Source organism: Sphingomonas echinoides ATCC 14820 (assembly GCF_000241465.1).
GTDB lineage: Bacteria > Pseudomonadota > Alphaproteobacteria > Sphingomonadales > Sphingomonadaceae > Sphingomonas > Sphingomonas echinoides.
In genome coordinates this window covers 3768032-3779717 of record NZ_JH584235.1, presented here as the reverse complement: position 1 = coordinate 3779717, position 11686 = coordinate 3768032, and the positions used below count along the sequence as shown (strand labels likewise).

Genomic DNA, 11686 nt, shown 5'->3' with positions numbered 1-11686 from the left:
GTGGGGGATGTGGCGCGGGTCGCCCTCACCCTTCCCACCGCTGGCGCGGCGGGCCCCTTCCCTCTCCCGTTGGGAGAGGGAGATTCGATCAATGTGAAGGAGAGCGCCCTTTACACACTCACCCCTCGGTCTTCGGCGTGACCCAGACCGACACCGGCACGACGAATTTGCCGGGCGCGGGTTTGCCGACTTCGACGCGGTCGGCGGTGACCAGTTCGCCGGTGGCGAGGTTGAAGGAAATCCAGGGCTTGGGCATCCGCCCGAAGGTCATTTTCTGGATGGGCTGGCCGGTGGCCGTGTTCATGATCGTGGCAATAACACTCATCGCGCCCCGATAAGCGGGCGGCGGTTTGCGTGTCCAGTGGGGATTGGCGATGCTCCGGGTGGCACCGCGCCTCCCCCCCGGTTCGTTTCGAGCGAAGTCGAGAAACCAGGCACAGCGCTTGTAGCTGTTTCTCGACTACGCTCGAAACGAACGGAGAAGGGGAAGCAGACGGGTGTGCCCTACCGCGCCGCCTCGATGATCGGCACGAATTTCGCCGCCGTCAGGCTGGCCCCGCCGACCAGCGCGCCGTCGACATCCTCGGTTTCCAGGATCGCCGCCGCATTCGCGCCCGTCACCGATCCGCCATAGAGGATGCGGATCGTGTCGGCGGCGTCGCCGACCAGCGTGCGCAGCTTGGCGCGCGCGATCGAATGGACTTCGGCGATTTCATCGAGCGTCGGCGTGCGACCGGTGCCGATCGCCCAGCGCGGTTCATACGCCAGCGTCAGCCAGGCGCCGGTGGCGAGATCGGGCACCGATTTCTCGATCTGCGCCTGCACCACGCGCGCGGCGCGGCCGGCGTCGCGCTCGGCATCCGTTTCGCCGACGCACAGGATGACGCCGAGACCGTGACGGTGCGCGGCGCTGGCCTTCGCCCAGGCGTCCTGGCTGGTTTCGCCCTGATCGGCGCGGCGTTCGCTATGGCCGACGATGGTGAAGCTCGCCCCCGCTTCGGCGAGCATCGCGGCGGACAGGCAGCCGGTATGCGCGCCGCTTTCCGCCGCATGGACGTCCTGCCCACCGATGGCGAGGCCGGGCACGCGCTGGACGGCGGGGGCGATCAGCGTCGCAGGCAGGGCGATCGACACATCGACCGCCGGATGCGCGCGCGCGACCGCCGCGATCGTGTCGAGTTCGGCCAAAGCGGCCAGACTGCCATTCATCTTCCAATTGCCGGCGACCAGCTTGCGACGTGTCATGCCCATCCTCTTTTTTCTTACCTTTTGCCCTGCGATAACGCCCCTGCCGCAACGCACAAGTCCAAGCCCCGGCTTGAAGCCGCCCCGCCACCACCCTAAAGCGGCAAAGATTACGCTCCAGACAGATTGGCCGCTCCCGCTCATGCTCAGTTTTTTCCGCCGAATGATCCGCCATCCGCTGGGGGCCGCCGTTGCGCTTGGATTCGTCGCGTTGCTTGGCCTGGCATTCGTGCTTTCGGACAAATCGGGCCTGTCGGGCAGCGGCACGCCCGCCGCCAAGGGCGACACCGTCGCCACCGTCGGCAGCCAGACGATCGTGATCGGCGACTTGCAGGCAGCCGTGCAGCGCGACTTCAACCAATATCGGCAGGAGCAGCCGTCGCTGACGATGGCGCAGTTCGTTGCAGGCGGCGGATTCGATGCGAGCCTGGAGCGGCTGATCGATTCGAACGCCTTCCGCCAGTTCGCGCAGAAGCAGGGCATCGTCATCAGTAAGAAAGCGGTCGATGCGGTGATCGCCAGCCAGCCGGGGCTGATCGGGCTGGACGGCAAGTTCGACCAGGCCCGTTATGAAGCCGTGCTGAAGCAGAACGGTGCCACCGACACACAGGTCCGCACCGACATTGCCGACCAGACGCTGATGCGCCACCTGATCCTGCCGACGATCGGCGCGATTCAGGTGCCGGTGCAAATGGCGCTGCCTTATGCGAGCCTGCTGCTGGAGAAGCGCAACGGTACTGTCGGCTTCATCCCCAGCCAGGCGGTCGCCGCAGGCCCCGCGCCGACCGATGCCGAGCTTAACACCTTCTACACCCGCAACCTGTCGCGCTACCGCGTGCCGGAGCGGCGGATCGTGCGCTATGCGCTGATCAATGCGGCCACCGTCGCCGCCGCGCCGACCGACGCCGAGATCGCCGCTGCCTATAAGGCGCAGGCGGCAAGCTTCGCCGCCGCCGATGTGCGCACGATCGCGCAAGTCGTGGTGGCCGATCAGACCGCCGCGACGGCGCTCGCCGCCAAGGTGCGCGCAGGCACGCCGATCGAGCAGGCAGCCCGCGCCGCCGGGCTCGAAGCCGCGACGCTGACCGACCAGCAGAAAGCGGGCTATGCCGGGCAGACGTCCGCCGCCGTCGCCGATGCGGCCTTTGCCGCCAAGGCGGGCGATGTCGTCGGACCGCTGCGCGCGCCGCTCGGCTTTATCGTCGCCAAGATCGTCAAGCAGCATATCCAGCCCGCCAAAACGCTGGCCGAGGCAACGCCAGCGCTGCGCGAGACGCTGTCCAAGCAGAAGACCACCGCCGCGCTGACCGACAAGCGCAATGCGATGGAGGACGCGCTGTCGAAGAGCAATTTCGATACGCTGGTCACGCAGCAGAAGCTGACGCCGCTGCGCACCCCCGCGCTGCTGCCTACCGGTCAGGACATCGACAACCCCACCGCCAAGCCCGATCCTGCGATTGCGCCGATCCTCGCCGCCGCCTTTGCAGCGCAAGCGGGCGATGCGCCGCAAACCGTGCCGTTAGGCCCCGATGGCAGCTTTGCGTTGGTCGCGGTCGAAAAGATCGTGCCGACCGCGCCGCGCCCGCTGGCGCAGATCCGCGACGTAGTGGTGCGCGACTTCACGCTCGACCGTGGCCAGCGCGAGGCGCGCAAGATCGCCGCCGCCGTCGTCGCCAGCGCCAATAAGGGCACGCCGCTGGCCGAGGCGATGGCCGCGACCAAGCTGAAGCTGCCGCCGCTGCGCCCGATCAACGCGCCGCGCGCCGCCCTGATGGCCAATCCGCGCCAGGTGCCAGCGCCGCTGTCGCTGCTGTTCAGCATGGCCGCCAAGACCACCAAGCTGATCGAAGCGCCGGACAGGGCCGGCTGGGTCATCGTTCATCTCGACTCGATCGAAGCGGGCGATGCGCGCGGCAACGACAAGGTCATCTCCGGTACGCGCTCCGATATCGGCAAGGTGATCGGCCGTGAATATGCCGGTGCCTTCGGCAAGGCCGTGCAAAAGGCGGTTGGTACCACGCGCAACACCGCTGCGATCGCCAAGCTCAAGCTCAACATGCTGGGTGGCGTGAGTGCGACCGATCAGCCCTGATACGGCGGCGGCACACACCGCCCTCGCCGCCGGTCGTCCGGCGCTGCTGTGGCAGCGTCGGGTCGCCGATACCGAAACCCCGGTCGCTGCAGCCCTCAAGCTGATCGAGCCGGGGCGCGGCGACTTCCTGCTCGAATCGGTCGAGGGCGGGGAAACGCGCGGGCGGCACAGCCTGATCGGGCTCGCGCCCGATCTGGTGTTCCGCGCGCAGGGCAATGCCGCCGCGATCAACCCGCATTGGCTGACCGATCGCGAGGCCTTCGCGCCCTGCACCGAACCGACGCTGGAGGCTTTGCGCGCGCTGGTGGCGTCGTGCCGGATGGACGTGCCCGCCGAACTGCCGCGAGCACTCGCCTGCCTGGTCGGCTATTTCGGCTATGAGACGATCGGCCTGGTCGAGCGGCTGCCGCGCCCGGCGACCGATACGCTGGGCTTGCCCGACATGATGTTCGTGCGGCCAACGGTGGTGCTGATCTTCGACCGGCTGGCCGATGCGCTGTTCCTCGTTGCGCCGGTCTGGCCCGATGCGGCCCGAACGCCCGAGGCGATCGTGACCGAGGGACTCGAGCGGATCGAGGCGACCGCCGCGCGCCTCGCCACCGCGCCCTTGCCCGCGCCGGTGCGCGGCGAGGCGAGCGAGATCGCGCTGACGCCAACGCTTGCCCCCGGCCGCTATGCCGAAATGGTGGCGCGGGCGAAGGATTATATCGTCGCGGGCGACATCTTTCAGGTGGTGCTGTCGCAGCGCTTCACCGCGCCCTTCCCGCTGCCGCCGTTCGAACTGTACCGCGCGCTGCGGCGGATCAACCCGTCGCCGTTCCTCTATCATCTCGATCTGCCCGGCTTTGCGCTGACCGGATCGAGCCCGGAAATTCTGGTGCGGGTGCGCGATAGCGAGGTGACGATTCGCCCGATCGCCGGCACGCGCCCACGCGGCAAGACCGCCGCCGAGGACGAAGCCAATCGCCAGAGCCTGCTCGCCGACCCCAAGGAGCGCGCCGAGCACCTCATGCTGCTCGATCTCGGGCGGAACGATGTCGGGCGCGTGGCGACGGCGGGCAGCGTGCAGGTAACGGCGAGCTACACCACCGAATTCTACAGCCATGTCATGCACATCGTCTCGAACGTGATCGGCCAGCTAGCGCCCGAGCATGACGCGCTCGACGCACTGTTCGCGGGTTTCCCGGCGGGCACGGTCAGCGGTGCGCCCAAGGTGCGCGCGTGCGAGATCATTGCCGAACTGGAGGACGCGGTGCGCGGCCCCTATGCGGGCGGCGTCGGCTATTTCTCGCCCGACGGATCGATGGATTCGTGCATCGTGCTGCGTACGGCGATCGTGAAAGACGGCATCATGAATGTGCAGGCGGGTGCCGGTATCGTTGCCGACAGCGAAGCGGCGTATGAGCAGCGCGAGTGCGAAGCCAAGGCCGGGGCGTTATTGGCCGCCGCGCGCGAGGCGATCGCGCGGGCGGCAGAGAGCGGGTTCGGGCAGTAACCGGCTAGGCTCCCCCCGTTCGCCCTGAGCTTGTCGAAGGGCAGCCCGCCGCACGCACGGGGTCGGCGGGAGAGCGGGGCTTCGACAAGCTCAGCCCGAACGGGGTAATGGCCTCTTACGGTACCTGGCTCGCCTGCCGCTTGGCTTCGGCTTTTTCGGCAGCATATTGTTGGGCGCGCATCTGGGCGCAGCCGGTCTGGCCGCCCGAGCCAGTCGGCGAACAGGTATCGGGGAGGCCTCCCGCTCGACGACCCACCTCGTCCATCACCGCGGTACGATTGACCCAGCTCTGGTTTTGCGCCGGGATCGGCTTTTGGTCGCGCAGCGCCTTGGGAATGCGATAGGGTTCGCCGACACGCGCGCACACCACGATCTCTTGATCGGGATTGCTCGCCTGCGGGCAGGTCTCGTTACCCGTCAGCGTGACGGAGCGAATCCGGAGCGGAGGCTTGCCCGACTCGGCCTGTTTGGCTTCGGTCGTCGAAGCCTGCGGCGCGCTCTGCGCGACCGTCGCGGTGGGGACTGTAGCCAGCAAAAGGGCGACGGCGAAGGGGCGCAGCATGGGAATTTCTCCTTGGGACACGGTAACGTGTAGCACGTTTGGTTAGATCCAACCTGAACGGCGTCTTTATCACCGCGATTGTCGTATCAGCACAAACAGGTTAGCGGCGCGCCATGATCCTCGTCATCGACAATTACGACAGCTTCACCTGGAACCTGGTCCACTACCTGATGGAGTTGGGCGCGGAGGTAAAGGTGGTGCGCAACGATGCGCTGACCGCCGCCGAAGCGCTGGCCAGCAATGCGCAGGGGTTCCTGATCTCGCCCGGCCCCAAAACCCCGACCGAGGCCGGCATCTCGCTCGATCTGGTGGCGGCCTGCGCCGCAGCTGGGCGTCCGTTGCTGGGCGTGTGCCTGGGGCATCAGGCAATCGGCCAGCATTTCGGCGGCCGCGTGGTGCGCGGCGGGTTGATGCACGGCAAGACCTCGCCCGTCACGCATGACGGAACGGGCGTGTTCGCGGGCCTGCCCTCGCCTTTCACCGCGACGCGCTATCATTCGCTGATCGTCGAGGATCTGCCGGACACGCTGGTGGTCAACGCGCGCGCGGATGACGGATCGGTGATGGGCGTGCGCCATGCGACGCTGCCGATCCACGGCGTGCAGTTCCATCCCGAAAGCATCGCCACCGAACATGGCCATGCCATGCTGGCCAATTTCCTGGCGGATGCGGGCATATCTCCCCTCCCGCTTGCGGGAGGGGCTGGGGGAGGGCCTGTCCAAGACGCACAGCTCTCTGCCCCCCCTCCCCTAACCCAGTACCGGGTGGACGACGCCCCACGTCGTCCAGGCCATGCCGGGGGCATGGCCGACCCGGAACTCGCAAGCGGGAGGGGAAATTGAACCTCCTCCCCGACACCGCATCACCGCTCAGCCGCGAAACCGCGGCGCAAGCCTTTGCCGACCTGCTCGACGCGCGGACCTCGGAAAGCGAGATCGAGACCTTCCTGATCGGGCTGACCGAGCGCGGCGAGACCAGTATCGAGATCGCCGAGGCCGCCCGCGCGATGCGCGCGCGCCTGCTGCCGATCGATGCGCCGCCGGGCACGGTCGATGTCTGCGGCACCGGGGGCGACGGGCATCATACGCTCAACGTCTCCACCGCCGTCTCGATCGTCGTCGCCAGTACGGGCGTTCCCGTCGCCAAGCATGGCAATCGCGCGGCCTCCTCCAAGGCGGGCGCGGCGGATACGCTGGAAGTGCTGGGGCTCGACATGCACCGCGCCGGGCTGTGCGCCGAGGCGAGCCTGCGCGATATCGGCATCGCCTTCCTGTTTGCCGCCAACCATCACCCGGCGATGAAGCGGATCACACCGATCCGCCAGCGGCTGGGCCGCCGCACGATTTTCAACCTGATGGGGCCGCTCGCCAACCCCGCCGGGGTAACGCGCCAGTTGATCGGCATTGCGCGGCCCGATTATGCCGCAACCTATGCCGCCGCGCTCGAACAGCTTGGCACCGAGGCGGCGTTGGTGGTGTCGGGCGAGGAAGGGCTGGACGAATTGTCGAGTGCCGGCAGAAGCGTCGCGGTCAGCGTGGGCCAGGTTGACCTGCCCGACATCATCGTCCCCGAAGACGCGGGATTGCCGCGCCACCCCGTCACCGCGATCCGTGGTGGCGACGCCGCTTATAATGCCGCCGCGCTGCGCCGCTTGCTTCAGGGCGAAGCGGGCCCATATCGCGATGCTGTTCTCCTCAATGCCGCCGCCGCATTGATCGTGGCGGGAACCAGCCAGACGCTTGCCGAAGGCGTGGAGATTGCACGCGACGCGATCGACAGCGGCGCGGCGAACGGCTTGCTCGATCGATGGATTGCCTATTCATGACCGACGTCCTCACCCGCATCCTGGAAACCAAGCGCGCCGAAGTCGCCGCGCGCAAGGCAACCACCGCAATCGCCGAACTCGACGACCGCATCGCCGCGCAGACCGCGCCGCGCGGCTTTCGCGCCGCCTTGGATGGGCGGGCCGAGACCGGCTTTGCGCTGGTCGCCGAAATCAAGAAGGCCAGCCCGTCCAAGGGCCTGATCCGCGAGGATTTCGATCCCCCCGCCCATGCCGCGGCCTATCAGGCGGGTGGCGCAACCTGCCTGTCGGTGCTGACCGACGAAGCGTGGTTCCAGGGGGCCGACAGCTATCTGACCGCCGCGCGCAACGCTTGTGCGCTGCCGGTGCTGCGCAAGGATTTCATGGTCGATCCATGGCAAGTGCCCGAATCGCGTGGGCTTGGTGCGGACGCGATCCTGCTGATCATGTCGGCGCTCGACGACGGGCTGCTGGCCGAGATCGAGGCGAGTGCGCTCGAATGCGGGATGGACGTGCTGGTCGAGGTGCATTCGCACAGCGAAATGGAGCGCGCGCTGAAGCTGAAGTCGCGGCTGATCGGCGTCAACAACCGCAATCTGCGCGATTTCACCGTCGATTTCGCGCGCACCTATGAACTCGTGTCCAAGGCACCGAAGGATTGCACCTTCGTCGCCGAAAGCGGCCTCACCACCCGCGCCGATCTCGATGCGATGGCCGAACATGGCATTCGCTGCTTCCTGATCGGCGAATCGCTGATGCGTCAGGCCGACCTGGAAGCCGCGACGCGCACACTGGTCGGATGAGCGACCTCACCCATCTCGATGCGGCAGGCGCGGCGCATATGGTCGATGTCGGCGGCAAGGCGGCGACGCGGCGCGAGGCGGTGGCGACCGGGCGGATCGAGATGGCCGCAGAGGCCGCGCGCGCGATCCGCGACGGCACCGCGCTGAAAGGCGATGTGCTGGCGGTGGCGCGGGTCGCGGGAATCATGGCGGCCAAGCGCACCAGCGAGTTGATCCCCTTATGCCACCCGTTGCCGCTGACGCGCGTGGCGATCGATCTGGTGGTGGACGAAAGCGGCGTCACCGCAACCGCGACGGTGGCGACCGAGGGCAAGACCGGGGTCGAGATGGAAGCGCTGACCGCCGTTACGGTCACGCTGCTGACGATCTACGACATGGCCAAGGCGATCGACAAAGGCATGACGATCGGCGGCGTGCAGTTGCTGACCAAGACCGGCGGCAAATCGGGCGATTGGGCGCGGGCGGGCTGAATCACCTGCCTCGAAGATCAGCGTTAGCATCCGATGCTCAACAATCACATCGCCTCGGTGACACGATTGTCATTAGCGAAGGTTGAGCCAGAGGGTTATGCTAGCATGCTGATCATGCCGTGGAGACAACAAGATGCGATACGCGGTTTGTGCTTTTGCCCTCGCGGCCCTCGGATCTACCTCTGCGTCAGCGCAAGATCAATTTGCTGAGAGTTGCACCGGAACAGAAACCGTCCAAGTTGACACGAACGCGCCTATGGTCGTTCCTTACACCATAACATTCAGTGCGGACCTGGCAGCAGGATATTATTGTTACGCGGAGTGTAGCCCCCAGCAGACATATCCCATTAAGGACCGGGCATCTTATCCAATAAAGCTGGCTGACATGCAGACGCCTGAGCAGGATCGCTTAATCACCTTCGATCGTAAAACCGCGACCCTCACCGACTATCAAATCATTCGAGTTGTTGGCACCACCATAAGAAACGCAAAGGCCACTTGTCTAACGGCGGCGTTCCACAAGCCGCAAACCGGCAACTGATCCATGGGCCAAACCGGATCCCTGCGCTCTGGCGGCGCGCATATTCGGTTTGGCCCCCAACGGTGAACGCGGCCCGCCGAAGCAGGCCGCGCCCTCAGCCCCTTAGAACTTGCCGCTCAGCGACACGCCGATGATGCGTGGGTCGTTGAACACGGCAGCGTTGTAGTTATCGAGCACGCCCTTCAGGTTCTTCTCATTGGTCAGGTTGCGCACGAATACGGCCAGTTCGTACTTGTTGTCCGGCGCGGCGTAACCGCCCTTCAGGCCAGCCTCGAAAGTGCCGTCCGAGGTGTACTCGATCGTCTTGTACGGCACGAAGCTGGTATAGCCCTGCAGCGTGACGTCGCCCGCGAGGAACAGCTTGCCGCCATTGCCGAGCGGATAGTCATACCGGGCATTGGCATCGAGCTGATATTTCGGCGCGTCGGGCAGGACGTTGCCGTTGATCTGCGCGAGCGTCGCCGCGCCGACATTGATCGTCGGGTTGAGCACGGTGCAGGTGACGACGCCGTTAAGCTTGCAGACCGGTGCATACACGCGCGTGTCGTTGATCTCGGTGTGCAGCACGCTGCCACCCAGGCCGAGCGTGAACTCGGGCACCGGACGCCAGGTCAGCTCCGCTTCGCCGCCCCACGCCTGCGCCTGGTTGGCGTTGAACAGCAGGCCGTTATTGTTGGCGTCGTTGCCGTTCAGCTGGATGTTGTGGACCTTGTAGTAGAAGCCCGTCGCGTTGAAGCGCAGCGTGTTTCCGAACAGGTTCGACTTGATGCCGGCTTCATACGACGTGATCGTCTCCGACGTCGCGGTCACGAAGGCGGAGCTGAACACGGCGTTGCGACCCTGGATCGTCGGCCCGCGGAAACCGTGCGAAACGCGCGCGAACACGTTCACATTCGGCTCGACCGCATAGTTGAGGCTGCCTTCCCAGCTCGGCTGGGTATCGGCCAGGCGCACATAGCTCGCGGCCGCAGCCGGGAAGGTCGATACGCCCGCTGCGTTGCGCGGCGGCGTGACGAGGCGCGTGGTCTTTTCGTCATAGGTCACGCGTACGCCGCCGGTCAGCGTCAGCTTGGGGAGCAGCTCGTAGCTCGCCTGGCCAAAACCGGCATAGGACGTGTTGATGTTGCGCAGGACGACGAAGTTGTTCGGGTTCGGGTTGGTCCCGAACGAATTGTCGAGCAGGAAGAAACCACGCTGGTCGAATTCGGTCGTATCGCGCGATTCAAAGTAGATGCCGCCGATCTGCCACTTGAAACGCCCGGTGCCATTGCTGGCCAGACGCAGTTCCTGGCTCAGCTGGTCGAGGTCGCGGACGCGGCCCTGGCTCTCGCCATAGAACTTGCCGCCCGCGAAATTGACCGCGGCACCGCCATCGGTGTCGCCGCGGCTATAGCCCGACGTGGATTCATACGCCGTGATCGAGGTCAGCGTGACCGCGCCGAAATCGTTCTTCGCGTTGAACGAGCCGCCATAGGTCCGGTACGCCTGCGGATTGTTATGGCCCTCGTCGAGCGCGATGCTGTCGCGCGGTTCGGCGCTGACATCGTTGGTGCCGAGCTTGATCGCGCCGCGATGGAAGATCGTCGAAGTGCCCGAGTAATTGCGCGCATGCGCCGAAACGATGCCGGTGAAGCCGGTTTCGGGCGGGGTCAGCATCAACTGGAGGCGGACGTCCTTCTCCTCGAAGCCGCCGAGCTTGTTCTTGCCGCCGACGGTGCCGTCATCGCTCGGGCCGGTATAGCTGTTGTCGATCCAGTTATCGCGACGCTGATACAGACCCGACACGCGGAACGAGAGCACGTCCTTGACGATCGGCCCGCCGACGCCGGCGTCGACCGACACGGTGTTGTAGCTGCCATAGGACGCCGTCGCGCGGCCTTCATAATCGTTGGTCGGCTTGTTCGTGTCGAACTTGATGATGCCGGCCGTGGTGTTGCGGCCGAACAGCGTGCCCTGCGGCCCGCGCAGCACTTCGATCTGGTTCACGTCGAACACCGGGTTGGACTTCAGCACGACATGCTCGAGCACGACATCGTCCTGGATGATCGACACGGGCTGCGAGGCGCCGAGGTAGAAATCGATGTTGCCGAGGCCGCGAATGTAGAAGCGCGGGAAGATCTTGCCGGTGGTCGTCTCGGCATAAAGGCCGGGGACGCGGTTGGCGAGTTCGAGCAGCGTATCGCCGCCGCCCGCCGTGAAGTTGCGCAGATCGGCACCCTGCAGCACGCCGACCGAAACCGGCACCTTCTGCAGGTTCTCGCTGCGGCGTTGCGCGGTGACGACGATATCGCCGAGATTATCTTCGGCGGGCGTCTGCGCCGCTGCGGCGGCAGCAGGAGCATCCTGCGCGCTGGCAGCGCTGGCACCGGCAAGCGCGACAAACGCGGTGCCGAACAGGAGTGCGGACTTTGCGACGAGTGATTTGGACACGATGTTCCCCATTTTGAGTTTAGCGTACTGCGGACATGACAACACGCGCGCAGCGCCCTTTGCGGGTGTCTGCGCGATGCGCTCTGAGCGGTCTTCGACTGGTACAGTCTGGTTGCTGAGGCGCGGCTAGGCCGAGATTATGTCGCGATTGTGACAGTTTGGGCAGGAGCCCGGGATTGCCACACGACTGTGGTTTCCGTGCAACTACCCCGGCGCGCGCGCGCGCCGTTCGCGCATTTGCGAC

General features: G+C 66.0%; 10 protein-coding genes and 1 pseudogene. 7 read left to right on the top strand and 4 right to left on the bottom strand.

Annotated elements, in window-relative coordinates; all coding sequences use genetic code 11:
* Positions 1–118: 118 nt before the first annotated feature.
* Together ON00_RS17475 and tpiA are read right to left on the bottom strand one after the other, a co-directional pair.
* Positions 119–325, bottom strand: coding sequence for a hypothetical protein (locus ON00_RS17475; RefSeq protein ID WP_010408130.1), 207 nt, complete (start codon positions 323–325; stop codon positions 119–121).
* Positions 326–504: 179 nt separating this feature from the next.
* Positions 505–1245: a triose-phosphate isomerase gene (tpiA, locus tag ON00_RS17470; protein WP_029623072.1), complete on the bottom strand. Its 741-nt coding sequence runs from the start codon at positions 1243–1245 to the stop codon at positions 505–507.
* A gap of 142 nt (positions 1246–1387) precedes the next feature.
* On the opposite strand from tpiA, the gene ON00_RS17465 reads away from it, so the two are divergent.
* Both ON00_RS17465 and trpE read left to right on the top strand, forming a co-directional pair.
* Positions 1388–3337 carry a peptidylprolyl isomerase gene (locus tag ON00_RS17465; protein ID WP_010408124.1) on the top strand — a complete coding sequence of 650 codons (1950 nt, stop codon included), beginning with the start codon at positions 1388–1390 and terminating at the stop codon, positions 3335–3337.
* On the top strand, positions 3318–4832 hold the full coding sequence (gene trpE / locus ON00_RS17460; protein WP_010408122.1) for an anthranilate synthase component I: 1515 nt from the start codon (positions 3318–3320) through the stop codon (positions 4830–4832). Before ON00_RS17465 ends, trpE begins: the two co-directional genes overlap by 20 nt.
* A 115-nt stretch (positions 4833–4947) precedes the next feature.
* On the opposite strand, the gene ON00_RS17455 is transcribed toward trpE, so the two are convergent.
* Positions 4948–5394, bottom strand: a complete 447-nt coding sequence (locus ON00_RS17455) for a hypothetical protein (RefSeq protein WP_010408119.1) — start codon at positions 5392–5394, stop codon at positions 4948–4950.
* 113 nt (positions 5395–5507) lie between these two features.
* Here ON00_RS17455 and ON00_RS17450 point away from each other — a divergent pair.
* The 5 genes and pseudogenes from ON00_RS17450 to ON00_RS20690 all read left to right on the top strand — a co-directional run.
* Positions 5508–6074: pseudogene (locus tag ON00_RS17450) on the top strand (anthranilate synthase component II); the annotation flags it as partial.
* Between the two features lie 158 nt (positions 6075–6232).
* Positions 6233–7219, top strand: a complete 987-nt coding sequence (gene trpD / locus ON00_RS17445; RefSeq protein WP_010408115.1) for an anthranilate phosphoribosyltransferase — start codon at positions 6233–6235, stop codon at positions 7217–7219.
* Positions 7216–8001, top strand: a complete 786-nt coding sequence (trpC, locus tag ON00_RS17440) for an indole-3-glycerol phosphate synthase TrpC (RefSeq protein ID WP_010408112.1) — start codon at positions 7216–7218, stop codon at positions 7999–8001. The genes trpD and trpC overlap by 4 nt, the downstream gene beginning before the upstream one ends.
* A complete protein-coding gene (gene moaC / locus ON00_RS17435; protein ID WP_010408110.1) occupies positions 7998–8471 on the top strand; it encodes a cyclic pyranopterin monophosphate synthase MoaC in 474 nt (157 codons plus the stop codon). The genes trpC and moaC overlap by 4 nt, the downstream gene beginning before the upstream one ends.
* A gap of 385 nt (positions 8472–8856) precedes the next feature.
* Positions 8857–9012: a hypothetical protein gene (locus ON00_RS20690; protein WP_154651363.1), complete on the top strand. Its 156-nt coding sequence runs from the start codon at positions 8857–8859 to the stop codon at positions 9010–9012.
* A gap of 102 nt (positions 9013–9114) precedes the next feature.
* Here the strand turns inward: ON00_RS20690 and ON00_RS17425 are convergent, their stop codons facing one another.
* On the bottom strand, positions 9115–11454 hold the full coding sequence (locus ON00_RS17425) for a TonB-dependent receptor (RefSeq protein ID WP_010408108.1): 2340 nt from the start codon (positions 11452–11454) through the stop codon (positions 9115–9117).
* Between the last annotated feature and the right edge of the window lie 232 nt (positions 11455–11686).

What these genes read in the sequence shown, in the direction of transcription:
- moaC (WP_010408110.1), top strand. Translation starts at nt 7,998, where the DNA reads ATGAGCGACCTCACCCATCTCGATGCGGCAGGCGCGGCGCATATGGTC.
- trpC (WP_010408112.1), top strand. Translation starts at nt 7,216, where the DNA reads ATGACCGACGTCCTCACCCGCATCCTGGAAACCAAGCGCGCCGAAGTC.
- ON00_RS17455 (WP_010408119.1), bottom strand. Translation starts at nt 5,394, where the DNA reads ATGCTGCGCCCCTTCGCCGTCGCCCTTTTGCTGGCTACAGTCCCCACC.
- ON00_RS20690 (WP_154651363.1), top strand. Translation starts at nt 8,857, where the DNA reads ATGCAGACGCCTGAGCAGGATCGCTTAATCACCTTCGATCGTAAAACC.
- tpiA (WP_029623072.1), bottom strand. Translation starts at nt 1,245, where the DNA reads ATGACACGTCGCAAGCTGGTCGCCGGCAATTGGAAGATGAATGGCAGT.
- ON00_RS17425 (WP_010408108.1), bottom strand. Translation starts at nt 11,454, where the DNA reads ATGGGGAACATCGTGTCCAAATCACTCGTCGCAAAGTCCGCACTCCTG.
- ON00_RS17465 (WP_010408124.1), top strand. Translation starts at nt 1,388, where the DNA reads ATGCTCAGTTTTTTCCGCCGAATGATCCGCCATCCGCTGGGGGCCGCC.
- ON00_RS17475 (WP_010408130.1), bottom strand. Translation starts at nt 325, where the DNA reads ATGAGTGTTATTGCCACGATCATGAACACGGCCACCGGCCAGCCCATC.